General features: G+C 70.9%; 30 protein-coding genes. 15 read left to right on the forward strand and 15 right to left on the reverse strand.

What is annotated here, in order from left to right:
- Nucleotides 1-40: 40 nt before the first annotated feature.
- The 4 genes from uvrC (at nucleotide 41) to AC3IF1_RS28000 (ending at nucleotide 3,541) form a co-directional block, all read left to right on the forward strand.
- The gene (uvrC, locus tag AC3IF1_RS27985) at nucleotides 41-2,107 is read left to right on the forward strand and encodes an excinuclease ABC subunit UvrC (protein ID WP_243967830.1); all 2,067 of its coding nucleotides are present in this window, start codon (nucleotides 41-43) and stop codon (nucleotides 2,105-2,107) included.
- Nucleotides 2,108-2,180: 73 nt separating this feature from the next.
- On the forward strand, nucleotides 2,181-2,780 hold the full coding sequence (gene pgsA, locus AC3IF1_RS27990) for a CDP-diacylglycerol--glycerol-3-phosphate 3-phosphatidyltransferase (RefSeq protein ID WP_243967905.1): 600 nt from the start codon (nucleotides 2,181-2,183) through the stop codon (nucleotides 2,778-2,780).
- 57 nt (nucleotides 2,781-2,837) lie between these two features.
- Entirely contained in the window at nucleotides 2,838-3,089 is a 252-nt protein-coding gene (gene moaD, locus AC3IF1_RS27995) for a molybdopterin converting factor subunit 1 (protein ID WP_489220220.1), read from the forward strand.
- Nucleotides 3,090-3,310: 221 nt separating this feature from the next.
- Nucleotides 3,311-3,541, forward strand: a complete 231-nt coding sequence (locus AC3IF1_RS28000; protein ID WP_243967832.1) for a hypothetical protein — start codon at nucleotides 3,311-3,313, stop codon at nucleotides 3,539-3,541.
- A 364-nt stretch (nucleotides 3,542-3,905) separates the two neighbouring features.
- Here AC3IF1_RS28000 and xylB read toward each other — a convergent pair whose 3' ends face one another.
- Complete coding sequence (gene xylB, locus AC3IF1_RS28005; protein ID WP_489220221.1) at nucleotides 3,906-4,682, reverse strand: D-xylose 1-dehydrogenase; 777 nt, start codon at nucleotides 4,680-4,682, stop codon at nucleotides 3,906-3,908.
- Nucleotides 4,683-4,836: 154 nt separating this feature from the next.
- Here xylB and AC3IF1_RS28010 point away from each other — a divergent pair, with 154 nt between their 5' ends.
- Nucleotides 4,837-5,250 (forward strand): flagellar biosynthesis repressor FlbT, encoded by a 414-nt coding sequence (locus tag AC3IF1_RS28010; RefSeq protein ID WP_243967834.1) that lies wholly within the window; start codon nucleotides 4,837-4,839, stop codon nucleotides 5,248-5,250.
- Between the two features lie 13 nt (nucleotides 5,251-5,263).
- Here the strand turns inward: AC3IF1_RS28010 and flaF are convergent, their stop codons facing one another.
- Nucleotides 5,264-5,656 carry a flagellar biosynthesis regulator FlaF gene (flaF, locus tag AC3IF1_RS28015; RefSeq protein WP_489220222.1) on the reverse strand — a complete coding sequence of 131 codons (393 nt, stop codon included), beginning with the start codon at nucleotides 5,654-5,656 and terminating at the stop codon, nucleotides 5,264-5,266.
- A gap of 146 nt (nucleotides 5,657-5,802) precedes the next feature.
- Here flaF and AC3IF1_RS28020 point away from each other — a divergent pair, with 146 nt between their 5' ends.
- Complete coding sequence (locus AC3IF1_RS28020; protein ID WP_489220223.1) at nucleotides 5,803-6,048, forward strand: hypothetical protein; 246 nt, start codon at nucleotides 5,803-5,805, stop codon at nucleotides 6,046-6,048.
- Here AC3IF1_RS28020 and AC3IF1_RS28025 read toward each other — a convergent pair whose 3' ends face one another.
- The 3 genes from AC3IF1_RS28025 to AC3IF1_RS28035 form a co-directional block, all read right to left on the reverse strand.
- On the reverse strand, nucleotides 6,049-6,186 hold the full coding sequence (locus tag AC3IF1_RS28025; protein WP_243967838.1) for a hypothetical protein: 138 nt from the start codon (nucleotides 6,184-6,186) through the stop codon (nucleotides 6,049-6,051).
- Between the two features lie 87 nt (nucleotides 6,187-6,273).
- Nucleotides 6,274-6,597, reverse strand: coding sequence for a hypothetical protein (locus AC3IF1_RS28030; RefSeq protein ID WP_243967839.1), 324 nt, complete (start codon nucleotides 6,595-6,597; stop codon nucleotides 6,274-6,276).
- Nucleotides 6,598-6,722: 125 nt separating this feature from the next.
- Complete coding sequence (locus AC3IF1_RS28035; RefSeq protein ID WP_489220224.1) at nucleotides 6,723-7,232, reverse strand: metallophosphoesterase family protein; 510 nt, start codon at nucleotides 7,230-7,232, stop codon at nucleotides 6,723-6,725.
- Between the two features lie 180 nt (nucleotides 7,233-7,412).
- Here AC3IF1_RS28035 and AC3IF1_RS28040 point away from each other — a divergent pair, with 180 nt between their 5' ends.
- From AC3IF1_RS28040 to AC3IF1_RS28060, 5 genes are all read left to right on the forward strand, one after another.
- Entirely contained in the window at nucleotides 7,413-8,132 is a 720-nt protein-coding gene (locus AC3IF1_RS28040; protein WP_489220225.1) for a cytochrome c biogenesis CcdA family protein, read from the forward strand.
- An 83-nt stretch (nucleotides 8,133-8,215) separates the two neighbouring features.
- Nucleotides 8,216-10,156, forward strand: a complete 1,941-nt coding sequence (locus tag AC3IF1_RS28045) for a glycosyltransferase (protein WP_489220226.1) — start codon at nucleotides 8,216-8,218, stop codon at nucleotides 10,154-10,156.
- Nucleotides 10,153-11,256: a glycosyltransferase gene (locus AC3IF1_RS28050; protein ID WP_489220227.1), complete on the forward strand. Its 1,104-nt coding sequence runs from the start codon at nucleotides 10,153-10,155 to the stop codon at nucleotides 11,254-11,256. The genes AC3IF1_RS28045 and AC3IF1_RS28050 overlap by 4 nt, the downstream gene beginning before the upstream one ends.
- 365 nt (nucleotides 11,257-11,621) lie before the next feature.
- Complete coding sequence (locus tag AC3IF1_RS28055) at nucleotides 11,622-13,013, forward strand: GumC family protein (RefSeq protein ID WP_489220228.1); 1,392 nt, start codon at nucleotides 11,622-11,624, stop codon at nucleotides 13,011-13,013.
- The gene (locus tag AC3IF1_RS28060; RefSeq protein WP_489220229.1) at nucleotides 13,006-13,869 is read left to right on the forward strand and encodes a WecB/TagA/CpsF family glycosyltransferase; all 864 of its coding nucleotides are present in this window, start codon (nucleotides 13,006-13,008) and stop codon (nucleotides 13,867-13,869) included. The genes AC3IF1_RS28055 and AC3IF1_RS28060 overlap by 8 nt, the downstream gene beginning before the upstream one ends.
- Nucleotides 13,870-14,343: 474 nt before the next feature.
- On the opposite strand, the gene AC3IF1_RS28065 is transcribed toward AC3IF1_RS28060, so the two are convergent.
- From AC3IF1_RS28065 to AC3IF1_RS28085, 5 genes are all read right to left on the reverse strand, one after another.
- Nucleotides 14,344-14,919 (reverse strand): NUDIX domain-containing protein, encoded by a 576-nt coding sequence (locus AC3IF1_RS28065; RefSeq protein ID WP_243967847.1) that lies wholly within the window; start codon nucleotides 14,917-14,919, stop codon nucleotides 14,344-14,346.
- A 38-nt stretch (nucleotides 14,920-14,957) separates the two neighbouring features.
- Nucleotides 14,958-15,212, reverse strand: a complete 255-nt coding sequence (locus AC3IF1_RS28070; protein ID WP_243967849.1) for a sulfurtransferase TusA family protein — start codon at nucleotides 15,210-15,212, stop codon at nucleotides 14,958-14,960.
- A 130-nt stretch (nucleotides 15,213-15,342) separates the two neighbouring features.
- Entirely contained in the window at nucleotides 15,343-15,669 is a 327-nt protein-coding gene (locus AC3IF1_RS28075) for a hypothetical protein (protein WP_489220230.1), read from the reverse strand.
- Between the two features lie 96 nt (nucleotides 15,670-15,765).
- On the reverse strand, nucleotides 15,766-17,133 hold the full coding sequence (locus AC3IF1_RS28080; protein WP_243967851.1) for a glutamate--cysteine ligase: 1,368 nt from the start codon (nucleotides 17,131-17,133) through the stop codon (nucleotides 15,766-15,768).
- A gap of 297 nt (nucleotides 17,134-17,430) precedes the next feature.
- Complete coding sequence (locus tag AC3IF1_RS28085) at nucleotides 17,431-18,183, reverse strand: 16S rRNA (uracil(1498)-N(3))-methyltransferase (protein WP_489220231.1); 753 nt, start codon at nucleotides 18,181-18,183, stop codon at nucleotides 17,431-17,433.
- A 221-nt stretch (nucleotides 18,184-18,404) separates the two neighbouring features.
- Here AC3IF1_RS28085 and AC3IF1_RS28090 point away from each other — a divergent pair, with 221 nt between their 5' ends.
- Nucleotides 18,405-18,884, forward strand: coding sequence for a hypothetical protein (locus tag AC3IF1_RS28090; protein WP_243967853.1), 480 nt, complete (start codon nucleotides 18,405-18,407; stop codon nucleotides 18,882-18,884).
- Between the two features lie 88 nt (nucleotides 18,885-18,972).
- Nucleotides 18,973-19,935: a 4-hydroxybenzoate octaprenyltransferase gene (gene ubiA / locus AC3IF1_RS28095; protein ID WP_243967854.1), complete on the forward strand. Its 963-nt coding sequence runs from the start codon at nucleotides 18,973-18,975 to the stop codon at nucleotides 19,933-19,935.
- A gap of 15 nt (nucleotides 19,936-19,950) precedes the next feature.
- On the opposite strand, the gene AC3IF1_RS28100 is transcribed toward ubiA, so the two are convergent.
- Nucleotides 19,951-20,406 (reverse strand): DUF6101 family protein, encoded by a 456-nt coding sequence (locus AC3IF1_RS28100; protein WP_489220493.1) that lies wholly within the window; start codon nucleotides 20,404-20,406, stop codon nucleotides 19,951-19,953.
- 405 nt (nucleotides 20,407-20,811) lie between these two features.
- Between AC3IF1_RS28100 and AC3IF1_RS28105 the strand changes: the two genes are divergently transcribed.
- Nucleotides 20,812-21,627, forward strand: a complete 816-nt coding sequence (locus AC3IF1_RS28105) for an inositol monophosphatase family protein (RefSeq protein ID WP_489220232.1) — start codon at nucleotides 20,812-20,814, stop codon at nucleotides 21,625-21,627.
- Between the two features lie 21 nt (nucleotides 21,628-21,648).
- Here AC3IF1_RS28105 and AC3IF1_RS28110 read toward each other — a convergent pair whose 3' ends face one another.
- The gene (locus tag AC3IF1_RS28110; RefSeq protein ID WP_489220233.1) at nucleotides 21,649-21,888 is read right to left on the reverse strand and encodes an AsnC family transcriptional regulator; all 240 of its coding nucleotides are present in this window, start codon (nucleotides 21,886-21,888) and stop codon (nucleotides 21,649-21,651) included.
- Between the two features lie 239 nt (nucleotides 21,889-22,127).
- The gene (locus tag AC3IF1_RS28115; RefSeq protein WP_243967857.1) at nucleotides 22,128-22,337 is read right to left on the reverse strand and encodes a cold-shock protein; all 210 of its coding nucleotides are present in this window, start codon (nucleotides 22,335-22,337) and stop codon (nucleotides 22,128-22,130) included.
- Nucleotides 22,338-22,654: 317 nt separating this feature from the next.
- On the opposite strand from AC3IF1_RS28115, the gene AC3IF1_RS28120 reads away from it, so the two are divergent.
- On the forward strand, nucleotides 22,655-23,044 hold the full coding sequence (locus tag AC3IF1_RS28120; RefSeq protein ID WP_243967858.1) for a hypothetical protein: 390 nt from the start codon (nucleotides 22,655-22,657) through the stop codon (nucleotides 23,042-23,044).
- Between the two features lie 8 nt (nucleotides 23,045-23,052).
- Here the strand turns inward: AC3IF1_RS28120 and AC3IF1_RS28125 are convergent, their stop codons facing one another.
- Nucleotides 23,053-23,256, reverse strand: a complete 204-nt coding sequence (locus tag AC3IF1_RS28125; RefSeq protein ID WP_243967860.1) for a hypothetical protein — start codon at nucleotides 23,254-23,256, stop codon at nucleotides 23,053-23,055.
- A 125-nt stretch (nucleotides 23,257-23,381) separates the two neighbouring features.
- The gene (locus AC3IF1_RS28130; protein WP_489220234.1) at nucleotides 23,382-25,037 is read right to left on the reverse strand and encodes a calcineurin-like phosphoesterase C-terminal domain-containing protein; all 1,656 of its coding nucleotides are present in this window, start codon (nucleotides 25,035-25,037) and stop codon (nucleotides 23,382-23,384) included.
- Nucleotides 25,038-25,168: the final 131 nt, after the last annotated feature.

Consider the following 25,168-nt stretch of genomic DNA (forward strand, 5'->3'; position numbering starts at 1 on the left):
CCCGGTCCCCGCTCAGCGCGGGAACGCTTAGATCTGCGGTATGAACCGCAGAGCCCTCTCAGACCTGCCCCCCGACACCTTCGACGACGGTCGCGACGCCGAGCGGGACGAAACCGCCGACGCGCCCGAGGCGCCACTGTCCGACGATCTCGCCCCGGAGATCGACTTCGACTTCGAGCCCGGCGCCGTCCAGGCCGGTACCGAGGTGATTCGCCGCTTCTGGTCGACGCTGCCGTCCTCGCCCGGCGTCTACCGCATGTTCGATCACCGCGGCGACGTCCTCTACGTCGGCAAGGCCAAGAACCTGAAGGCGCGGGTCGGCTCCTACGCAAGGGGCCAGGCGCACTCGAACCGCATCGCCCGGATGATCTCGCAGACGGCGGCGATGGAATTCGTCACCACCGCGACCGAGACAGAGGCGCTGCTCCTCGAAGCCAACCTGATCAAGCAGTTGAAGCCCCGCTTCAACGTGCTGATGCGGGACGACAAGTCGTTTCCCTACATTCTGGTGACCGACGACGGCCCGGCCCCGCAGATCGTCAAGCACCGCGGCGCCCGGCGCCGGAAGGGCAATTATTACGGGCCCTTCGCCAGCGTCTGGGCGGTGAACCGGACGGTGAACGCCCTGCAACGTGCCTTCCTGCTGCGCACCTGCACCGACAGCTACTACGAGAACCGCACCCGGCCCTGCCTGCTCTACCAGATCAAGCGCTGCTCCGGACCCTGCACGGGCGAGATCACCCCGGAGGATTACGGCGCCATGGCGGATGCGACCCGGGCTTTCCTGGCCGGCAAGTCCAACGCCGTGAAGGATCGGATGCGCGCCGAGATGCAGGACGCCTCCGAAGCCATGGAATTCGAGCGCGCCGCCCGCTACCGCGACCGGATCGCGGCGCTCTCGGCGATCCAGGGGGTGCAGGGCGTCAACACCCAGGGCGTGGAGGAGGCGGACGTGTTCGCCCTCGACGAGCAGGCCGGGCAGTTCTGCATCGAGGTGTTCTTCTTCCGGAACTTCCAGAATTGGGGCAACCGCGCCTATTTCCCGAAGGCCGACCGCTCGATGACCCCCGACGAGGTGCTGGGCTCGTTCATCGGCCAGTTCTACGACGACAAGCCCGCGCCGCGCACGGTGCTGACGAGCCACGCGATCGAGGACGCGGAACTGGTCGCCGCCGCCCTGTCGAGCCGGGTCGAGTACCGGGTCGAACTGCACCGGCCGAGCCGGGGCGAGCGGAAGAACCTGGTCGACTACGCCCAGCGCAACGCCAAGGAGGCCCTGGCCCGGCGCCTCGCCGACACCGCCTCGCAGGGCAAGCTGCTGGCGGCCCTGGGGCAGGCCTTCGGCATGGCGGACACGCCGCGCCGGATCGAGGTCTACGACAATTCCCACATCATGGGGACGAACGCGGTCGGCGGCATGATCGTCGCCGGTCCCACGGGTTTCATGAAGACGCATTACCGCACGTTCAACATCAAGTCCGAGGAACTCGCCCCGGGGGACGATTACGGCATGATGCGGGAGGTGCTGCAGCGCCGCTTCAAGCGGCTCGTGAAAGAGGCGCCGCGCACGCCGCAGGAGGCCGGCGCGGCCGCCGCCGAGGGCGGCGCACCGGAGCCCGTGCCGGCGCCGTCCGAGGATGGCGACGCCTTCCCCGCCTGGCCCGACCTGGTCCTGATCGATGGCGGCAAGGGCCAGCTCGACGCGGCCCGCGCCGCCCTCGACGCGGCCGGCGTCTCGGGGGTGCCGCTCGTCGGCGTCGCCAAGGGGCGCGACCGGGATGCCGGCCGCGAGACGTTTTTCGTGCCCGGCCGGCCGCCGTTCAAGCTTCCGCCGCGCGACCCGACGCTCTACTTCGTGCAGCGGCTCCGCGACGAGGCCCACCGCTTCGCCATCGGCAGCCATCGGGCCAAGCGCAAGCGTGAGATGGTGAAGAATCCCTTGGACGAGATCGCCGGCATCGGTCCCAGCCGCAAGCGCGCGCTGCTGCATCATTTCGGAACCGTCAAGGCGATCGAGCGCGCCGCCTTCGAGGACCTGGCCAAGGCCCCGGGCGTCAACGCCGCCACCGCGCGGGCGGTCTACGACTTCTTCCATGCCGGCGCCTGAGACCCCCGCCGCCGGGGCCGAGCCGGGCACCGAGACGTTGACGCCCGGGCCGCGCTCTGATTTCACCCCGACAATGAACGCCGTCCTTCCCCGACGACGGTCGCCGGCCTGGACGCTCGCGAATTGCCTGACCTACGGGCGCCTCGTCGCGGTGCCGGTGATGGTCGCGCTGCTGTTTTGGCCCGATTCCAACCCCGCCCGGTGGACGGCGCTGGGGGTGTTCGTGGTGGCCGCGATCACCGACTATCTCGACGGCTATGTCGCACGGACCTACCACCAGAGTTCCGCGCTCGGTCGGATGCTCGACCCGATCGCCGACAAGCTCCTGGTCTCGGCCTGCCTGCTGATGCTGGCGGCGGATCACACGATCATCGGATCCAGCGTCTGGGCGGCCATCGTGATCCTGTGCCGCGAGGTGCTGGTCTCCGGCCTTCGGGAGTACCTGGCCGAGCTGAAGGTCGGCGTGCCGGTGAGCAAGATCGCCAAGTGGAAGACGACCGTGCAGCTGGTGGCGCTGGGCTTCCTCGTGGCCGGCCCGGCCGGCGAAACGGTGCTCCCGGGGACGGAGCGGATCGGCCTCACGCTGCTGTGGCTTGCCGCCGCGCTCACGATCTGGACCGGCTGGGACTACATGCGTGCCGGGATCAAGCACGTGATCGACGACACGCGCTGATCGCTTGGGTCGCGGACCGCGCGCTCCCGGCATCCCCCCTCGCCACGGTGTAATCGGATGAAGCTCGTCTACTTCGCCTGGGTCCGCGAGCGGATCGGCCGCCCCGAGGAGGAGCTGACGCCGCCGCTGGCGGTCGCCACCGTGGCCGACCTCGTGACGTGGCTCCGGGGGCGCGGCGAGGAATACGCCTACGCCTTCGCGGATCCGGACGTGGTGCGGGCCGCCGTCGACCGCGTCCATGCCAAGCCGGACGCGCCGATCGCGGGCGCCGGCGAGATCGCCTTCTTCCCGCCGATGACGGGCGGCTGAGGGTCGGCGGCAGCGGCGCACGTAGTCCCCCGGGCTTGAACCGAATCGGGCCGCGGCCCCAATGGAGCCGTCGCTCCGGCTATCCCTCACTGCCGAACGGCGCGCGGACCGAGCCAAGTTCCTTTACGGGTTCGGTCCGCCACACACGCCTCCCGATCGGCGGAACGCTCAAGCTGGGATCGCCGTTACACGGTGCCGAATTCCGGTCTTGGAGTCCCAGCATGCGCAATACATTGCTCGCCGCCGCCGCTCTTCTCAGTCTCTGCGCCACCGCGCAGGCACAGACCACAGTCATCGAGCGCGACCGCCCCGCCGTCGTGGTCGATCACCCGGCCTCCGAGTCGAAGTCCGTCACCGTTCACGACCACGGTGACGGCTGCGTCACCAAGACGGTGCGCAAGGAGAACGACATGGGGGATTCCAAGACGGTGCAGAAGGAATCCTGCGACTGAGGCTCGTCATGGCGCCGGACCGGGTTTCCCGTCCGGCGCGTCTGGTCGGGGGCCCGCCGATGCGGTCACGCAATCTTAAGTTTTAAAGCCTGTTTGACGGGTCTTCACCCGTCGCGACCTCATCCTCAGACGGCGGAGCGGGGTCCTCCAGCCAGTCGCGCGGTTGCTGGAGGCCTCCCTCGGCGCTGCTGCGCAGTACCTCAGGATGAGGAGAAGATCGGGACCCACGTCAGTCAAAACCGTCACGCGACGGCAAGTGCGCAGGCAAACGGGCCCTTGAAACCTGCCGGACGGAAAAACAGGGTGGGTCGCCCGCGCGGGCTGCACCGTACGCGAACGGACGTGAGACAGCGCCGGATCCCGCTCAGCGCCAGCCGGCATCCACGAAATAACCGTGGCCCGTGCACATGCGCGCGTCGTCCGAGGCCAGGAACAGGACCAGGGCGGCGACGTCGGCCGGCTGGATCCGCCCGTCGAGGCATTGCGACGCGACGATCTCGGCCTCGCCGTCCGGGGTGTACCACGTCTCCTGGCGCGGGGTCTGGACGTTGCCCGGCAGGATGGAGGCCACCCGGATACCGTCGCGGCCGAGGTCGCGGGCCAGGGCGCGGCTCATCCCCTCGATGGCCGCCTTCGCGGTCTGGTAGACCGCCAAGTCCTTCAGACCGAGATGCCAGCTGATCGATCCGAAGTTCAGGATCGCGCCGCCACCGGCGCGGCGCATCGCCGGCACCGCCGCCTGCGCGGCGAAGAACAGGTGGCGCAGATTCACCGCGATCCGATCGTCCCAGTAGGCCGGCGTGACCTCGTCGAGCTTGTGTCGGTCGTCGTTGCCGGCATTGTTGACCAGTACGTCGAGGCCGCCGAGCGCGGCCTCGGCCTCAACCACCAGCGCGCGCACGGCCGCGACATCCGTGAGATCGCAGCGTCGATAAAGGGGCGCGTGCGCCGCGCCTGGGGAGAGGCGCGCGACCAGGATGTCGGCCGCGCCATCCGCGATGTCGCAGAACAGGACGCGCGCGCCCTGCGCGACGAACGCCTCGACGACGCCCTCGCCGATCCCCGACGCCCCCCCCGTCACCAGCACGCGCTTATCGCGGAGGCTCGGATAGATCGCCCGGTTCGCCGGCATGGATGGCATCGGTTGGCCTGCTCATAGGACCGCGCCCCGGTCCGACTTGTATGAGTTTTACCACGCGTTCGCCGGCATGCAACCGAGTGGGACAGGTCGGGGATTGGCGAAACGTTAACGATTCGCGAATGAGATCGGCGCGTCTTCTAGAAAGGAACGCGCCATGCCCCTGCGCCTGGAACTCAAGCCGTTCGAGCGCCTGATCGTCAACGGCGCCCTGTTGCGCAACGGGGACCGCCGCTCGACCTTCCTAATCGAGACGCAGTGCAAGTTCCTCCGCGAGAGCGAGATCATTACGGAGAGCGAGGCCGATACGGCCTGCAAGCAGCTCCACCTGACGCTGACGGTGATCTACCTGGCCGACGACCCGGCTCAGGGGATCGACCTGTTCTTCCGCCAAGCCACCGACCTGATCCGGCAGGCACCGGCGGCCGCGCCGCAGATCGCCGCCATCGCGGAGCTCGTCGAGACCGGCGAGCATTACCGCGCCCTCAAGCTGAGCCGGAAGCTCGTCGAGTGGGAGAGCGCGGGCCGGGCGCCCCCGTCGGACCCTCCGGCACCGACGGACGCCCCGTAGGCGGCGCCGGGGTTCAGCCCGGGTTGCCCTGAAGGCCGGCAGCCACGTGATTGTTGATCGAGACCAGCGTCGCGATCTTCTCCGGCGTCGGCGCGATCATCGTGTCGACGCAGCTGCGCAGGACGAATACGCCTAAGCGCCCCACGCCCTGCTTCACGTCGACGGGGAGCGGGTTCTCGTCGGCGGTCGCCTCCGAACTCAGCAGCGTCCAGACGCGCTGATTGTACGACAGCGCCTCATGGAGGCGGGCATTCTCCCCCGTATCGAGCGCTTGGCTGGCACCGAGCAGGCGTTGGGCCGCCTTCAGCAGGAGCTGGGATTCGGCCTCACGGGGCGTCAGCGCGCTGTGGGCGGTTCTGGCGTAAGCATTGGCGGCGTTGTTCATCGGCGGTGCGGACCCCGGCATCAGTCCTGCCGTCCGGGCAGGCTTGCCGTTAGCTGTCGCAGACCAGGAGTTAAGACTGCGTGTGCGTCGGGTCGGCCATGATAACGCCGGGTTGGACAACGACCACACTGTGTGGCCCCAGAGTCCGGCCTCGAATCAGGTCAGCAATGCTGAATTTTTTTCTCGGAACCGTGGCCGGCGGGCTCATCGTCGGCGTGCTGACCATCGCGGCCGTTCGGCAACCGGAGGTTCAGGCGCGCTTCGGTTTGAAGCCGCCGCCGGTGCCGGCGGCCCTGGCGGTGGTCACCAAGCCGCCGGAGCCGGATTGCGGCCGGCGCACGGATTCTACCCCCAAGGGGGCCGCGCAGGAGATCCTGTTCAACCGCCAGCGATTCTGGTCGGTCTCGCCGTGATCAGAGCGCTCCGATCAGCACCAGCAGCATCGTCGCCGCGACGGTGGTGCTGACGAAGCCGCACAGGGCGGCCGCGAAGGACGGGCCGGTCCGGACGGCGGACGATTCGGTCTCGTTCGGGAGCGTGGCGGAGGTCATCGGTGCAAAACCTTGTGGGCGACATGCGTCGCGCATGACAGGACGATGCTGCGGAAGCGGGCGGCCCGATGTGCGGATGCGCACGGTTCAGTCGCAGCGGTTGATTTTCTTGGCGATCCGCAGGCCCCGCAGCTCGCTCCGCAAGTCAATCGCCACAACGCCCTCGCCGCATCGTTCGAATGCATCACGGGCGTCGTCGTAGCGGTCGCCGACTTCGTCGAGCGTGTCGCAGACGCGGTCATGGTTGCCCAGACGCGCCTCCTGGCGCGCCTGGAAGCGCAGGGCATTCGCCTCATCGACCTTGCGCTGGGCCTCCAGGCACGCCGGCAGGGCCAGCGCCGAGGAGGTCAGGGCGAGGCCGGCCAGGGGGCCGGCGAGGCAACGGAGAAGAGCAGCCGAACTGGCTCTCACGGGGACACTCACACACGCGTTGGCAGGGCGGGCCGGGTCGGCACCGCCCGGTTTCTCGGGGCAGCGCATGACTGCCCCTTTCTGTCCGCTGAAACGGTGAAGCTGTGGTGAAGGTTCCGGCCGAGTCAGCGCTTCCCGCGCAGCCGGGAGGTGAGGATTGCGGGGAGCGTCACGGGCGCGGCGCCCATCGGGTCGACACCGACATCGTATTGCTTGGGCATCGGCTTTAGCTTGCCGTGGCTGTGCCCGTGCAGGTTGAGAGCGCCACGGCTCATCCCGTTCCAGGTGCGGAACGCGTAGTGGCAGAGGACCACCATCCGGCCTTCGACGTCGAACTCGGCGTAGTGGCGCACCGAGGCCCAACCGGGCGCCTCCAGGGTGTCGGGCCCGTCGTTGTTGCCGGCGATCAAATGCTTCTCGCCGGCGAGGCCGTCGAGGATCTCGCGGATGCGGGTTCCGGTTGGGCCGAGGGCGAAATCGCCGAGGTGCCAAACGGTGTCGCCGGGCGCCACGGTCGCGTTCCAGGCCGCGATCAGGCCGGCATCGTGGGCGGCGAGGTCCGGATAGGGCCTGTGGTCGAAGCGCAGGGCCCGCGGATCGCCGAAATGGGTGTCGCCCGTAAAGAAGATGGTCACCGATCGGCTCCGCCGGACACGAGATGGTTTCCGACAGACGATGCGCGGCGGCACGCTGTCTCGCGCCGAAGTGGGTGGCGGCCGGGAGGGTTCCCGCGAAACGTGACGCGCGGGCCCGTTGACGGCGGCCCTGCCCGCGGCGAAGCCTGCGCGTCAAAGACGAGGCGGGAGGATCCGACGATGCTGGGGACGGTGGGCTTCGCGTTCCTGGCCGGATGCCTGTCGATCCTATCCCCGTGCGTGCTGCCGCTGGTGCCGATCGTGCTGGGGACCGCGGCCTCGGAGCACCGGCTCGGGCCCCTGGCCCTGGCCGCGGGGCTGGCGATCAGCTTCACGGCGATCGGCCTGTTCGTGGCGACCGTCGGCTTCGCCATCGGCCTCGACGGGGACGTGTTCCGCAGCGCCGGCGCGGTCCTCATGGTGAGCGTGGGGCTCGTGCTGATGCTGCCGCGGCTCCAGGCCCGGGTCGCGACCGTGGCGGGACCGGTCGGCGCCTGGGCCGAGGAGCGGTTCGGCGGCGCCGGGCCGGGCGGGTTGCCCGGCCAGTTCGCCGTCGGGCTGCTGCTCGGGGCGGCCTGGAGCCCCTGTGTCGGCCCGACCCTCGGGGCCGCCTCTCTGATGGCGGCGCGGGGCGAGCATCTCGGGAGCGTCGCCCTGACGATGCTGGCGTTCGGGATCGGGGCCGCCCTGCCGCTGATGCTGCTCGGCTTCGTCTCCCGCGAGGCGCTGATGCGGTGGCGCGGCGGCCTCGCTTCGGCCGGCCGGGCCGCGAAGGCCGCCCTGGGCGCCGTGCTCGTCGTCCTGGGCCTGCTGGTGCTGACCGGCCTCGACAAGCGCACGGAGGCGGCCCTCGTCGCGGCCTCGCCGGACTGGCTCAACACGGTGACGACACGCTACTGACCGCCATCCTTCGGGACGATGACCGAGAGACAATCTTCAACATTCGCGTCCAGACTGCCGCCGCACACGCCGCCCGAGCCCCCTTGACCGACACCCCCGCCCCGCCATCGCTGGCCCATGGCATCGCCGGCTGGCCCTTCGGACCGGCCGTCACCGGCCCGGCCCGGCCGGCATCGCTGCCCGATGGGCGGCCCTGGCCGCGGATCCGCGTCGTCACCGTGGCCAGAGCCGGGGCAGACCTGCGCGAGACCGTGGCGTCTGTGCTGCGCCAGGATTATCCGGACCTCCGGCACGACCTCGTGGCGCCCGATGACGCGGGGCCGGCTGTCGCCCGGATGCTGGCCGATCCGGGTATCGACCATCTCGTCTTGCTCGCTCCGGGCGACCTCCTCGCCCCCGGGGCGCTGATCGCCCTGGCGCTGGAGGCGGCGCTGACGGGCGCCGCCGCGGTGACGGGCCTGCGCGTCCTGTTCGACGACGCGGTTCGCGGTCTCGACGTTGCGGATGGCGGGGTGCTCTGGGCACGCGCGGGCCTCGGCACCCAGGCCCGCCTCGACGCTGACGGGACGCTCGACCCGGCGGCCTGGTCGGCGATCCCGGATGGCGGCCGCGGCTGCGTCGGCCGCCCGGTCCTGCTGCACAGGCTGACGCAGGGATCAGCCGCGCCCGACGGTCTGTCGATCGTTTCTCTGACCGGAACGGGAACGCAGGGCGGGGCCGGCGTGGCGCAGCGGCGGCTGGCCGAAGCCCTGGCGCTCGCAGGCCATCGCGTCACACAGGTTATCCTGAGCGACCGCCCGGAAGCGGCCGAGTGGACCGATGCCTTCCCGCGGGCCGAGGCGGCGGTCGCGGCGGTTGCGCCCGACCTCGTCCTCGCCGGCAACCTGCACGGGGCGACGCGCAGCCTCGACGTGGTCGACCGCCTCGGGCGGCACGGCCCGGTCGCCCTGGTGCTGCACGACCTGTTCCCCCTGACCGGCCGGTGCTGCCACCCCCGGGATTGCGGCCGCGCCGCGATCGGCTGCGACGCCGCCTGTCCGGGTCCCGACGAGTACCCGCAGCTCGCCCCCGGCCGGATCGCCGGCATGCATGCCCGCAAGCGCGCGACGCTCGCCGGCCCCGCCGGCCCCTGGCTGCTCGCCAATTCCGACTGGACGCTGGCGCGCGCCCGGGCGCTGGCCCCTCCCGGCACCGTGGCGGAGCCGATCCGGCTCGCCTTCCCCACCGCGGTCTTCCGCCCGGGCGACCGTGCCGCCCTGCGCCGGAGGCTCGGCCTGCCGCCGGACGACGTGCTGATCCTGGTCTCCGCGGTGATCGTCGACGGGCCGGACAAGGGTTTCCAGGACCTGCGGGCGGCCCTGCAGGCGGTGGCGCGGCCGGGCGTGGGCTTCGTGGCGGTGGGCCGCCTCGATGATCCCGCCCGGTTCGGGATCGCCAACCTGGTCGCGCCGGGGCTGATCGCCGACGAGGACACCCTGGCGGCCTGGTATGGCGCCTGCGATCTTCACGTCACCGCGAGCCGGCACGAGACCCTCGGGCAGACGCCGATCGAGGCCGGCCTGTGCGGCGTGCCGACCCTGGCCTACCGCACCTCCGGTCTCACCTCCGCGGTGATCGACGGCGTGTCGGGCCGCCTCGTGCCCATGGAGCCCGGCGCCCTCGCCGGGGCACTGGGGACGCTGGTCGGCGATCCGGAGGCGCGCGCCCGGCTCGGCGCCTTCGCGCGGATCGCCCTGGAAAGCCGCTACAGCCCGGCCGCCGCCGTCCTGTCCCTTGAAACCGTCTTGCGGCGGCACGGGCTCGGGGACGTGGCGGTGCGGCCGCGTTTCGCCCCGGCGATGCTCGGCCATTTCCCGTTCGCGGCCGAGCGGCAGGCGGGCACGGCCGGAACCGTTGCGCCGGCCTCGCCGCCGCTGGTGCGCCGGCTGCGCCGAGCCAAGCAGATGGTCCTCGGGCGGCGGATGCCCCTCCTCGTGCGCCGCTGCCTCTACCTCGCGGGAACGCTGCGCCGGAGCGCCCCGTGAGCGCGGGACCGGCGGGCGCGATCCAGCGGATCTATCTCGACCAGACGCACCTGCGCGGCCACGTCACCGGGATCGAGCGGGTCACCCTCGACCTGTTCGCCCCCGAGCGGCTCGCCCCGCACGCGGTCCATCCGGTCACCAGCCGATCGCTGCCGGGCATGATCGGCGCGCAGCAGCTCACGCTCCCCCTGCGCGCAATTCGGGACCGGGACGCGCTCGTCCTGTTCCCGGGCTTTCCGCCGGGACCGCTCTGCGCGCTCGCGGCGTCCCGCTGCCTGCTCTACGTGCACGACACCTTCCTCCTGACCCGCCCGGAGGATCTGAGCCTGCGTAGCCGGCTCTACATGAGTCCGAGCTTCGCCCTGGCCCTGCGCTGGTGCCCGAACCTGTTCGTCAACAGCCGGACCACCGGCGCGGCCGTGCGCGCCGTCTGCGCGCGCGGGGCCCGGGTCGCGCTGCTGCGGCCGCCCGTGCGCGACGCGTTCGGCCTGGGCGACCTTTCGGGACCGGCGCCCTACGCGCCCGGCGGCACGGTGCGGCTCCTCGCCATCGGGACGGTCGAGCCCCGGAAGAACTACCCGGCCGCCCTCGCCCTGACGGCGGCGCTGATCCGCGCCGGCGTGCCGGCGGAACTGCACCTCGTGGGCCGGGTCGGCTGGGGCCGGCACGCCTTCCTGGACGATCCCCCACCCTTCCTGCACCGGCACGGCTACCTGTCCGATGCCGCGCTGCGGGATCTCGTGGCCTCGTGCCACGTGCTGCTCTCGACGTCGAAGGCGGAGGGGCTCGGCCTGCCGCTGCTGGAGGTCCAGCATGGCGGCTTGCCGGTGGTGGCGCCGGACGAGGCCGTCTTCCGAGAGGTGCTGGGCCGCTCCGGCCTGCTGATCCGCCCGGAAGAGCCGGACGCCGCCGCTTCGGCCCTGATGGCCTGGCTGTCCGGGGACGGCCTGGCCCGCGCGGCCGGTGCCAGCCGGGACAACGTAGTGCGGTGGAACGCCGCGGCAGCCGGCGACGCGGTGCGCTTTCACCGCTTCCTCGCGGGCGATCCCGCCGCCTACGGCGCCGTGGATTCCGTTGTCGCGTCCGCGGATTTTGGCTGAGGCGACCTACGTAGTCCCCGACAAGAGCGCAGCGTTTATCGCCTTAAAGGTGTGGGATTTCAATTCGTCGCCGGGGGCTTAATCTAGGCGCGCGCTGGTGCCGCCTCCGGAACAAAGCGGGAGTACTTTGTCGGTATGCCGATTGCTCATGTACCGTCGAAGACACCGTTCTCGCCGGTGTCCTGTCCCGGATCGGCACGGAGCTGATCAGAACGGGAACAGGACGGCGACGGGGATGGTGGGCGGCAGGGTCCGCCCCAGCAGGTCAGGGAGCGAGGCGTATGTTCGACTTCTCGACACGAATAAGCGGTGAGCAGCCAGTCCGGATCGTACTTCCGGAGACGGCGCCACGAACGGATCCCCAGGTGATCCTGCGACGCCTGTGGCGGGGACGCGGGTTCATCGCCCTGAGCGCCCTGTTCATGGTCGCGGTGGCGGTGGCGCTGCTCGGCCTGATCCCGCCGCGCTACACGTCCAGCATCCAGGTGCTGGTCGATCCGAGCGACCTGCGCGTCGTCGAGAACGACGTGAACGCCCGCCAGCCCCAGGCGGATAGCGGCGTCTCCATCGCCGAGAGCCAGGTGCGGGTGATCCAGTCCGACAGCGTCCTGCGCCGGGTGATCGCGAAGCTGCACCTCGATCAGGACGACGAGTTCGCCCTACCGGACGGCAACAATCCGACCCTCGACTGGATCAAGGGCGCGCTCGGCATGATGCCCCCGGCCGCGAGCCGGGACCCGGTCAACATCGCCCTCGACACGCTCCAGAACCGGCTCAGCGTCCGCCGGGCCGAGCGGACCTTCGTGATCGACATCTCGGTGCAGTCCCGTGATCCCGAGAAGGCCGCGCAGATCGCCAACGCCGTCGGCGATGCCTATTTCGCCGAGGAGACCGCGGCCCGGACCGAGACCGCGCGGCGCGCCTCGGACGCCCTGGCCGGCCGGCTCGCCAGCCTGAAGCGCGACGTCGAGCAGGCCGAGGGCGCGGTCGTCCGCTACCGCGAGGATCACAAGCTCGTGGCGTCGAGCGGGCGCCTCCTCACGGACCAGCAGCTCGGCGACCTCAACCAGCAGCTGGTCACGGCCTCGATCAAGACCGCGGAGGCCAAGTCGCGCCTCGATCAGGCCCGCAAGATGCGCTCCTCGGATCCGAGCACGGCGCTCCCGGAGATGCTGCAATCGCTGGAGATGCAGGCCCTGCGCCAGCAATACGCGACGCTGTCGCGCAACACCGCCGAGCTCGCCACCCGCCTCGGCGAGCGTCACCCGGCCATGGCCGAGCAATACGCCCAGCAGCGCGATCTCCAGCGCCTGATCCAGCGCGAGAAGGAGCGGATCATCGACACGACCCAGAAGGACTACGACCGCGCCGCCGCCAGCGAGACGGCGATCCGGTCCAGTCTCGACCGGGTCAAGACCGAGACGGTGTCCAGCGACCGGGCCTATGTGGGCCTGCGCGAGCTGGAGCGGACCCTCGAAGCCCGCCGGGGCGTCTACGAGGCCTACCTGAAGCGTGCCCGCGAGGCGAGCGAACAGGAGCGGCTCAACACCACCAACGTCCGGATCATCTCGGCGGCGATCCCCGCCCGCCAGCGGACCTTCCCGCCGTCCCCGAAGATCGTCCTGCCGGTGGCCCTGGTGCTGGGCCTGCTCCTCGGCGGCGCCATCGCCCTGGCGCTCGGCGCCGGCAGCGACCGCCGCCGCACGCAGCGCGCCACCATCCGTCCCGCCGCGAGCTTCCGAGCCGCCGATGCGTAAGTTCTGGCCTCTCGCACTCGACCTCGACGCGGCGGACGCGCTTCATCGGGATGTGGGCACCCTGCGGCTGCCCACCGCCCGGCACCCCGGCCCGGCCCTGACGAGCCCGACCGTCGAACTGTTCGGCCTGCGCTTCAACACCGCCAGTGCCGAAACGATCGTGGCCGCGGTGGCGGCCCGGCGGGACGACGGGCCGCGCATGATCGTGACGGCCAATGTCGACCACATCGTCCAACTCAGCGCGGATACGGGTTTCCGCAACGCCTACCATCGGGCCGCCGCCCGGACCCTCGACGGCATGCCGCTGGTCTGGCTGGCGCGGGCGGCCTGCCGCCGGCCTGTCCATCGGGTAACCGGCCACGATCTCCTGGCCTGTGTCCTGAACGACCCGCCTGCCTTCGCCCGGCGGATCTTCCTGGTCTCGGCCCGCCAGGACGCGGCGGACGCGCTGGCGGCCCGCCTGCGGGCGCAGGGCCTGCCGGACGGGGCGGTGGCGAGCGCCGTGCCGCCCTTCGGCTTCGAGGCCGACCGGGATTACAGCCGCGCCCTGGCGAAGCGGATCCGGGCCCACGGGACGACATTGCTGGTGATGGGCGTCGGCGCACCGAAATCCGAGATCTGGGTCGACCGGAATCGGGCGGCTTTGGGCGATCCTGTGGTGTTCTGCGTCGGCGACGCGCTGAACGTCGCCGCCGGCTACCTGAACCGCGCCCCGGGCCTGATGCAGCGCCTCGGCCTCGAATGGATCTTCCGCTTCCTCCAGGCGCCGCGACGGCTGTTCCACCGCTACTTCATCAAGTCCTGGCGCTTCATCGGGATCGTCGCCCGGGACCGGCTCGCCCGTCGCGGCGGCTAGCGCCTGGGCCCGGAGGGCGCCACGCGGCAGGGCCGTGGCCGTCCCGCCGGCATCCCACCCTTCCCACGATGCGGATTACGGTGTTCACAGATCGGTTCCGGATGCAGGCAATGGCCGGACCCACGCGCCCTCCCCCCTCTGTGGGTTGCCGGATTCACGCTTCGCAGTCTGACACCGACATCATGAGAACAGACCCCTTTTCCCCTCCCCCTTGCGGGGAGGGGCCGGGGGTGGGGGTGGTGTAGACGGCACCGCACCACGCCCACTTCACAACACCTCCCCGCAAGCGCGAGCGATCCCGGGCAAACCCGGGATCGCCAGGGGAGGAGAGAGCGTCTCGGCCAGCAATCTGTGAATAGCGTAGCTCTGTGGGGGAGGGAGGGCGCGGGTCGGATCGCCCGAATCCCGTGAAGACCGGAACTCGCCAGCCTATCGTGGACCGTGGGAAATCGCGCCCGGGACGAGACTCCAACCTCAACCGGCATCCGAGAACAGATCGGGCCGCCGCAACTGCAGAGCGAACAGCAGCGCGAGCGACTTCATGTCGTTGAGCCCTCCGTCGCGGCTCATGGCGGCGAGTTCCCGGAGCGGGATCTCGTGGACCGCCACCGCCTCGCCCTCCGCCGCCAGTCCGCCGCCGGCCCCGGTCCGGTCCTGCGCCCCGTAGGCGGCCAGGAACAGGTCCATCCGCTCGGTGGAGATTCCGGGCATCGACCAGGCGCTGGCGACGAAGTCGAGCGGGCCCAGGCGAAGACCCGTCTCCTCCATCGCCTCGCGCCGCGCCTCGTCCTCGGCCGCCCCCTCGTCGAGCAGTCCCGCCGGCACCTCCAGGTGGGTCGGCGGACCGTCGGAATAGAGGACCGGGGCGCGGAACTGCGAGACCAGCGTGGCGACCCGCCGGTCCGGATCGTAGGGCAGGACAGCGACCGCCCGGCCGTGATCCTCGATCTCCCGGGTGATGCGTGTCCCGTCCGCCTGCATCACTTCGGCCACGAGGAAGCGTGCCCAGCCGTCGTGCACGAGGCGCACGCCCCCGATCCGCAATGCCATGCCGGCCCCACCCCGCCCATCAGATCCTGACGGATCGTTCAGGAATGCGGCGGCTTCGCGGAGAGCGAGATGCGGAAGCGCAGGCGATCCCCGAGCCGCTCGGCCGCGTCGAGACGGGCGCCCTCCTCGCGCACGAGGTTCGGGATGTCGATCATCGCCAGCGGGTCGGTGCAGGTGACCACGAGGGACCGGCCGGCGGGCAGGCGCCGGAGCGCCTTGCGGGTCCGCAGGACCGGCAGCGGGCATTTCAGCCCGCTCAGGTCGAGGGCGATGCAGTCCGGCTCGTCCCGCACACGGCAAACTCCCGCGCCGCCCGCCGGGCCGACGCCGGGAGCCTCATAGCGGACGGCCCGCGGAAGCGGAATCACCGGGAAGCGCTCGTCCCGTCAGCCCATCGTCTCGCGGGCGAAAACCGGCCGGCACTCACCACTCGTAGGAGCCGAAGGCCGGACCGTAATAGCCGGCCGGGTCGGACCAGCTGTAGCGCGGACCGTTGTATCCGTAATCGAACCCCCGCGGGCGTACCGGCGCGTAGGCGTAACCGTAGCCGAACGGCACCGGGTATTGGTACTCGCCGTAGTAGCTGTAGCGCGGCGGTACCCGCGTGACGTCACCGCCGACCGGGCGCCGGCTCTGGCCGACCGGCGCGCGCCCATAACCGTCGAGCGGCGGGTCGGCGGCCAAGCTGGTACCGGCACTCAACGGAAGGAATGCCACCCCGGCCAGGATGGCGGCGGTGAAGCGGAACATGGAACGGTCTCCAATTGGCGGCTGGCTGAGCCTCGGACCGTTCCGATAGCATGCGCGACGTTGAGTCGCGCCTGCGATCACGCCATCAGACAGCCCTCAGAACACGCATTCCGAGAAGGCGGGCCGCACGCAGGCGCCCCAGCGGCCCTCGTAATCGGCGAGCAGCTCGTCGGCCCGGGTCCTGCCGGCCGCGACGATCGCTTCGAGCGGCTGGAGGAAGATCGTCTCGTCGCGACCCTCGGCATCGCGCCGGCCGCGGGCCCGCAGGCCGGACCGGGCGATGCCCAACGCCTCGGCCGCGACCGCGCCGAGCGTCGTGTTCGCCACCGGGGTCGCGAGCCCGAGGCGCGGCGCAGTCGCCCGCGCGGCCTCCCGGCTGGCCGCGTTCCATCCCTTCACGAGGTCGAGGGCGGCGTCGAGGGCCGATTCGTCGTAGAGCAGCCCGGTCCAGAAGGCGGCCTGCGCGGCGATCATCCCGGGGTCGCCGACATCCGCCCCGCGCATCTCCAGGAAGCGCTTCAGCCGAACTTCGGGAAAGGCGGTCGAGGCGTGGTTCGCCCAATCGGCCACCGTGGCGTATTCCCCTGGGAGCTGCGGCAGCCGGCCGGCCATCAGGTCGCGGAATGATGCGCCCGAGACGTCGTGATAGATGTCACCGCGCTTCACGAAGTACATCGGCATGTCGAGCAGCCAGTCGACATAGGCCTCGTAGCCGAATCCGGCCTCGAAGGCGAAGGGCAGCATGCCGGTGCGGTCGGCGTCGGTGTCGCGCCAGATCTCGGAGCGGCGCGACAGGAACCCGTTCGGCCGGCCATCGGTGAAGGGGGAATTGGCGAACAGCGCGGTGGCGACCGGCTGGAGCGCCAGGGAGGCGCGCATCTTGCGCACCATGTCGGCCTCGGAGGCGAAGTCGAGATTCACCTGCACGGTGGCGGTGCGCAGCATCATGTCGAGGCCGAGGGAGCCGACCTTCGGCATGTAGGACGCCATGATCCGGTAGCGGCTCTTGGGCATCACCGGGGTCTCGTCGCGACGCCAGCGCGGGCTCATGCCGAGGGTCAGGAAGCCGATGCCCAGGGGATCGGCCACCCGCTTCGTGGCCGCCAGATGGGTCGCGAGTTCCGCCGCGGTGGCGTGGACGTCGGGCAGCGCCGCCCCGGACAGTTCGAACTGGCCGCCGGGCTCGATCGAGATCGCCCCGCCCTCCTCGGCCGCCAGGCCGATGATGCTGCCTCGGTCGAGGATCGGCTCCCAGCCGGTCTCCCGGGCGAGTCCCTCCAAGAGGGCGCGAATGCCCCGATCCCCGTCATAGGGAACCGGGTCCCGGCCGTCCCGGTAGAACGGGATCTTCTCGTGCTCGGTCCCGATGGCGAACCGCCCGCGCGGCTTCTCGCCCGCCGCGAACCATTCGATCAGTTCAGCGCGCGTGGTGAGCGGCGTGATGTCGTTGCTGTCGCGCGCCATGCGCTGCCTGCCCGTGCGTCTGAACTGAGCCTATGATGTAGGCGCGCCGAGGTTGCTCCGGCGGGTCCGACCGGTCCACCCCGCTCTCACGAACGGGGCCCGGGCGGACACCCGCCCCCGACCCCGACGAGCGCGCGGCGCGGGCGGCGTCCGCCCACGGACATAGTCGAGGCGCCGGGAACCCACAACGCGGCGCCGTGAGCCGGCGGGCTCCGACCCGTCCCATCCCGGGAAACAATCGCCGGCTGGCCCCCCTCATGTGCGCCGGCACACATCGATCGGGACGGGGATGCTCCGTTACCGGGCGTCGCCGAGCACCGCCTGGACCAGGGCCAGGACGGCGACGGCCGCGGTGTCGGCCCGGAGGATCCGCGGTCCCAGGGAGAGGGCGACGGTGTTGGGCCGCGCTCGGATCAGGTCCCGCTCCTCCGCGGAGAAGCCGCCCTCCGGGCCGACCAGCACGGCGAGCGGCGGCGGCGCAAGCGGATCGGCCGCCGCGGCGAGCGCCCGCATCGGATCGCGTACGGGCGCGTCCTCGTCGCAGAACACCAGGAGCCGCTCCGGGGCGAGGCCGGCCAGGGCCTCGGGCAGCCGTTCGGGCTCCGGACAGTCCGGGATCGCCAGGATGCCGCATTGCTCGGCGGCCTCGACGGCGTTGGCGCGCAGCCGGTCCATGTTGACCCGCTCGCCCTGCGTGTACCGCGTGATGACGGGCCAGATCGTGCCCGCGCCCATCTCGACCGACTTCTGCGCGAGGTAATCCAGGCGCGCACTCTTCACGGGTGCAAACAGGTAATGGAGGTCGGCGGGCGCGGGCTGCGGGCGGGTCTGCGCGGCGACGTGCAGGTCGGCGCCCTTTCGCCCGGTCTGGACCAGACGGGCGCGCCACTCGCCGTCGCGGCCGTTGAACACCAGGACGGGATCGTCCGGCCCGCGGCGCAGCACGGTGAGCAGGTAGTTGGCCTGCGCCCGGTCGAGGGGCAGAATCACGCCCGCGGCGAGATCGGCCGCCACGTGGAGGCGTGGAGCAGTGAAGTCGTAGGCCGGCATGCGGGCGTGGTCGCCCGGCGCCGCCGGCCTGTCAACGCGGGACCGATCCCTCGACATGTTGCGAAAAGGTTACGACGCCTGGTTTTTCGCGCCGGGCCCACAGCCGCATGGCGTCGCCCGTTTGCCGCTCGATTGACGCCACATTCCTATGGCGAACCCACAGTTACGTGAAGGAAGCCGGCCGCACGCGGATTCGGCAGGGTCGTCGAGGGAGTCGCGGGATGGCGAAGAGGAGCTTGGGTCTGGGGGCTGCGGTGCTGGCCGGCACCGTCCTGTTCGGGACGGCGGCCTTCGCACAGGGCGCCGCGCCGGAATGCGGCGCCATCCAGAAGACCTTGGCCGAGCGCAAGGCGCTGGTCGGGCGGGCCAATGCGGCCTCCCAGACGAAGAAGAAGATGACGCCGCAGGAAGCCTGCGCCCTGTTCGGGAAGCTTCAGACCAACGGCGCCGAGGGCATGAAGTGGATCACCGCCAACAAGGAATGGTGCTCGATCCCGGATTCCTTCGCCGAAGGCTTCAAGGCCGACCACATGAAGGTCAGCGGTATCCGCACCAAGATCTGCAGCGTCGCCGCCCAGGCGACCAAGATGGAGGCGCAGGCCCGTGCCCAGGCTCAGGCGCAGGCCAATGGCGGCGGCGGCGGCCTGCTCGGAGGCCCGGGCTTGACCGGCAGCTTCAAGCTGCCGCAGGGCGCTCTGTAAGCACGTCTGCGAGGCTCACGGATCCGGCGCGGATCCTCCCTCTGCGGCGGGGGAGGATCGAGATGCGGGACGACCGGAGAGCCGACCGATGAGCGGGCCACCGACGGGCGGGACGGCGATCGAGGATGGGCGCCCGGCCGACGCCGTCACAGGCCACTGGGTCGAGCGGGTCGCGCCGCGGCCGTGGCGCCCCTATCTGCGCCTCGCGCGCATCGACCGGCCGGTCGGCTGGTGGCTGCTGCTCCTCCCGTGCTGGTGGTCGGCCGCGCTGGCGGCGATCGCGGCGGACCAGTCCTTCCCCGATCCCTGGCACTGCCTGCTGTTCCTGATCGGGGCGGTGGCGATGCGCGGGGCGGGCTCGACCTACAACGACATCGCCGACCGCGACCTCGACGCGCAGGTCGAGCGCACCCGCCTGCGCCCCCTCCCCTCGGGGCAGATCCGCCCGCGCCACGCCGCCCTGTTCCTGATGGTCCAGGCCCTGGTCGGGCTGGCGGTGCTCCTGCAGTTCAACGAGCAGGCGATCCTCGTCGGGCTGTGCTCGCTCCTGCCGGTGGCGATCTACCCGTTCATGAAGCGCGTCATGCCCCTGCCCCAGGCCGTCCTCGGGCTGGCCTTCGCCTGGGGGGCGCTGATGGGCTGGGTCGCGGTCTTCGCCCGCCTCGATGCGCCGGCGCTGCTGCTCTATGCGGGCGCGCTGTCCTGGGTGGTCGGATACGATACGATCTACGCGGTGCAGGATATCGAGGACGACGAGATCGCCGGGATCCGCTCCTCCGCCCGCCTGTTCGGACGGCATGTGAGAGGCGCCGTCGGCCTGTGCTACGCCCTGGCGGCCCTGTTCGTGGGGCTCGCTGCCTGGGCGGCCGGGGCGGGCCTGATGGGCTTCCTCGGGGTCGCGGCCTTCGCCGGACATCTCGCCTGGCAGATTCGGTCGCTCAAGGAGCGCGACGGGCGCGGGGCCCTGATGCTGTTCCGGTCGAACCGGGATGCCGGCCTGATCCTGTTCGCCGGCCTTGCCACGGACGCGCTGCTGCGCGGTCTCGCCTGAGAGCCGTCGGGGCGGTCAGGTGCGGGCGATGATCTCGTTCTCGCCGCGGAAGATCTGCGGCCGCGCCGGGAGGCGTCCGGTCTTGCGGCGGGTCAGGAACCGCGGGCGGCGGCCGCCGAGCCCGGCATGACGGCGCCGGATGCGCACCCGACCGAGGATCACGCGGCCGAGCTGTTCGGTCACGGGGACGCGCACCCCGTCCTCGCGGACGATCATCCGCGCCAGACCGGCGCGGGCCGCGATGTCGCGCCACACCGCGACCACGTCGTCCTCGTCGAAGCTGCCGAGGCGATGCAGTTCCTCGCCCTCGGCATCGACCAGGATCAGGCTGAACCGGTCGGACCCGGTGATCTCGGCATCCTCGACGGCGTAGGCGAGCGCGATCCCGGTGGCCCTGCGGGCGCCGGGGGTGCGGCCGATCACCGGAAGCGGCGAGACCATTAGGTGGGGGGGGGCCTCGGCACCCTGCATGCGCTGTCCCGCGTGATGTTCGTCCACGAACGGCGAAGTGTTCATCGGTCCGGATCCCTTGAGCAAGTGGCGGCACCGACCGGGCCGTCCGTTATGCCAAGCAAAATCGCACCCGAACTCCTCCACGCCGCTTAAGAGCCGTCCTTAAGCGATTCTGGACGGCGCCGTCATTTGCGGAATGCTCAATGCTTCCTTGAATGCTCAACATTTCCTTGCGCGGATTGGTCGTTATCGATTGATCAACCAGCATCCTTGTGGCGGTGCGGGCGGCGCCGTACAACGGCAGGGTCGGGTGCGCGATCCTTCCGCGCCCGGCCCCCTCAGCCCGAATGCGCGGACGTCCGTTCGACCGGATGCACGGTGCGGCGGGGCTCTCCGGCCCTCACGGATCTTACGCGGAGCGCGATGCCCGAGCCTCTCACCGACGATGCGGTATCCGCCCTGATGCCGGAGCTGCGCGCCGTCATGCGCGAGGCCGCCGACATCGCGCGGCCCTTCTTCCGGCTCGGCGGTCAGACCTCCGCCCGGATCTGGTCGAAGGCCGGCGGCTCGCCGGTGACCGAAGCCGACGTCGCGGTGGACGCCTTCCTGAAGGTCCGCCTCAGCGCGCTCGTCCCGCGGGCGGCGTGGCTGTCGGAGGAGACGGCGGACGATCCGGCCCGCCTCGGCCACGACCTCGTCTGGATTGTCGACCCGATCGACGGGACCCGGGCGTTCCTATCGGGCCATCCGGATTGGTCGATCGCGGTGGCGCTGCTGGCCGACGGCGAGCCGGTGATCGGATTCGTCCACGCGCCGGTCGGCGACGCGGATTACGAGGCGGTGCACGGGCGCGGCGCGACCCGGAACGGCGTACCGATCCGGGTCGATCCCCGCGCGCGCCTCGCCGGCGCGCGCATCACCGGCCCGAAGCCGATGCTCGACCGCCTGGCACGGGGTGCCGGGCCGAATCCCGACTTCGAATCGATCGCCCGGATCCCGTCCCTCGCCCTGCGGCTCGCGCGGGTGGCGGACGGGACCGTCGATATCGGAATGGTGTCCGGTCACGCCCGCGACTGGGATCTCGCGGCGGCGGACCTCGTCCTGCGGGAGGCCGGCGGGGTCGTCTGCGACTTCACGGGCGCAGCGACCCCCTACAACCGGCCCGACCCGGTTCACGGCGAACTCCTCGCCGCCTCGACGGCCCTGCGCGATCCCGTCCTGGCGGCCTGGGGCCGCTGAGGACGGCGGCGCCGGCCGTTGTCAGGCCGCCACAGCGGCTTCGCGCACCATGACCGCGGCAGGGGCGAGCCCGAGGCGGTCGGCGAGATGCCAGTGCAGTTCCCGTGAGGAATGGTAGTTGTAGGACCGGTCGATCAGGTGACTGACATCGATCCCGGTATGGTCCGCGGTCCTGGCCTGGGCCAGCTTGCCGACCCGGAAGGTCGGGGCGTCCGTCACCGGTGAACGGATGCCGCGGCGGCGTGTGTACTCGAACAACATAAGTGTTTTTCTTTTCTGGTCTTTTCTGGACCGGACGTTCGTACCGCCCGGTATCGTGTTGGGGATTTGCCTCCGGCGCGACCTGGGACCGGGCGGTTTCGCCCGGGACGGTAGCGTCGGAAGGGAGAGCCGCATCGTGCGGCCGAATCAGGGTCCCGCCGCGGTCTCCCGCCGGGCGGGAGCCCCGCGGGCATCGATCCGCGCGGGGGATTGGCGCGGGACCCGCAGAGCCGGAAGGATCAGGCTGCCTGCAGGTTGCTGGCGGCGTCCTTGCCGCTGCGCTTGTCGGTCAGGATCTCGTAAGAGACCCGCTGGCCTTCGATGAGATTGCGCATTCCGGCGCGCTCGACGGCCGAGATGTGAACGAACACGTCCTTGCCGCCATCGTCGGGCTGGATGAAACCGTAGCCCTTCGTCTCATTGTACCATTTAACAGTGCCGGTATTCACGTATTGTACCTCGTTCGTGCATGGGCCATTCGCGCGGCACGAGGGCCGCGTGATGCACCATGGTCTTTCTGGATTTGGCCAGGGTGGCGGGGCGCGAGACGCTGAACCGTGTAAAGCGTCAGCCTCGGTGGGTAAGCCCCCCGAGGACGTATTTAATCGCTCGCTGCGGCCGCAACAAGGCGCCGGCCGCGTATCTTCTGCGTCGCAGGCCGGGACGAAGGCGCGGCCGCGGCGCGCCGCCCCCTGTGTTTTCGGGCCTCCGCGATGCATATACGGAGTGCGTGCAAGCAGTTACGACGCGCGGCTCTGGACGATACATGGCAGGCATATCGGTCTCGCTGGACGGTGCGAACATCCAGCTGTCCTTCCAGAAGGACGATCAAGCGACGGCGGTGGTGATGGATGCCCGGGCCGCCCGCGCCCTGGTGCGCGCCGTCGGGCAGCTGCTGACGGCGATCGACGACACCGACGAGCCGGACATGACCGACGAGATGGGCGACGAGGACATCGCCATGCTCGAAGTGACATCCTCGGCGATCGAGATCGGCACCGACGACGAGGGCCAGGCGGTGGTCGCTCTTCAGGCCGGCGCGTTGCCGCCGTTCCAGCTACGCCTGACCGACGAAGAGGCCCGCCACGTGGTGACGAGCCTCTCGGAGATCCTCAACGCGCCGCGCGACGTTCGCACTTCGCACGGCGGCCACTGACGCTCGGATCACATGCGCGTGCCGGGATCGGTGGGTGTGCCGGGGAAGACGTCGGGCTCGGAGCCCGGACCGCCCGGTTCGCCGATGCCGGGATCGTTCACCGGATAGGGTGTGCGCGGTCCGGTCGGCCCGATATCGGGCTCCTCGTCGGGGATCGGCGGGGGCGGCGGCAGATCGCCGGGCGTGGGCTCGGGTAGGCCGGGATTGGCCATGACGCGGCTCCTGTTGGCTTGGGATCGGGACCAACGGACCGGGCTCGCGTGGGTTCCGAGGCCGCGTGGCGGGTTCGCGACCTGGCTGGACACCGGAACGGCGCGCTCGGCGTCGGGATTGGCCGCTATCCGCGCTCGCCCGCGATCTCGAGCACCGTGCAACCGCATATCGGCCGCCCGTACTCGTCGGTCCCCTCGACGTTGACGCGGTGCGCACCCGGCGCGAGGTCGTCGGGCAGCCGCGCCGTCCAGATGTGGGTCGAGGGCGTCGCCTGCACCCAGCTCTTCTTGGTCTCCGGGTAGCGCGCAAAGAGTTCGGTGACGAAGGGGTCGAGCCGGCGAGTCCGCGCCATCGCCAGCGGCGGCCGGTCGCCGATCCGGGCGGTCAGGCGCGTGCGCGGCCCGCCGTCGAACACGTTCACCACCAGGGTTGTGTCGGGAAGCGCGTCCTGCGGCACCGGCGGCCGGAGACCCTGGACCGGCCGGGTCAAGCGGATCACCTCCACGGCGCCGACGCGCGCCTCGCTCTCGAACAGGATGCGCATCGTCTCGTCGGGCTGGCCCTGCGCGGCGACGTAGCGGGTCGTGTAGTCGGTGCCGCGGATCGACAGGACGTGGAAGCCATTCGGCGTCCCGTCGCGGCTGTCGGCCGAGGGGATGCCGGTGCGCGTGTCGGGCCCGCTCCACCACGAGCCCGAGACGGCGGTCAGCACGTGATGGTGGTGCCCGTCGGCCGGGTAATGGTGCTCGGTCGTGTGGGTGTGGCCCGCGAGGCTCAGCACCCGGCGCCCCGCCAGCAGATCGAGGAGGGCAGCGCGGTCGAGGGTGATGCCGTGGGGATCGTCGGGCGTCGTATCGGTGAACAGCGGGATGTGCATGGCCAGCACGATCAGGTCGTCCTGCGGGATCTCCGGCAGGAGGTTGCGCAGGAAGGCCAGGCTGCGCTCGCCGATATGCCCCCGGTAGGTGTTGGCGCCGACCGGGACCGGCGGCCCCAACCACTCGACGTTGTCGAGCATCACGAACCAGGCCCGCCCGTGCCGGAACGCGTAGGTCGGCGCGCCGTAGACCCGCTTCCAGGTCTCGCGGCTGTAGCGGGCATCCGGAGCCTGCATGTTGAGATCGTGGTTGCCCGGCAGGCTGTACCAGGGCAGCCCGATCCGCCCGACGATGCGGTTGGACCGGCCGTAGAGCGAGAGATCGTCGAACAGGACGTCGCCGGCGGTCAGGCCGAAGGCCGCCGGGATCGCCATGGCGCGGGCGACCGCCGTATCCCGCACGTGGTCGAGTTCGAACCGGCTCTCGGGCTGGGGATCGGTGAACAGGACGACATCGAAATCCGCCGGCTCATCGACCCGGGTCAGGGTGAAGTCGATGGACGCCGGCAGCGGCCCGGTCGGCGCGACCCCGGGATAGCGCAGGCCGATCTCGGCGGGCGTGCCGTTGGGCTGGTGGATGTAGGAATGGCGCGGCACGTTGTCGGCGTCGCGCGGGAGGGCGTAGCCCGGCGGCTTGATCACGAAGACGGCCCCGTCGCCCGGCATCGGCAGGCGATAGCGGCCCTGATCGTCCGTGCGCGCGATCTCGCGGCCGTTCGAGACCAGTACGCCGGGGAGCGGAGTCCGGCCGGCCCCGGCCGTGGCGCCGGCATAGACGATCCCGGTGGCCTCCGCAGCCCCCTGCGCCTCTGCCCGGCCGGCCACGAGCCCCAATCCGGCGAGGCCCGCCACGGTCTCCCGGCGGGTAAGGCGTCCATCTCCAGAGGTCGATTCGCGCGACATCGGGGCTCCTGTCGGGATTCCAAGCCAGTGCCGAGGCAGGAAGCCGGCAAACCCGCTCCCGCGACGTGGCCCCAGCGGCCAAGCAGATCCGTTTGACCGGGCGATGACAGCAACGTTCCCAAACGCGCGAG

It is taken from the genome of Methylobacterium sp. E-012 (assembly GCF_057836545.1).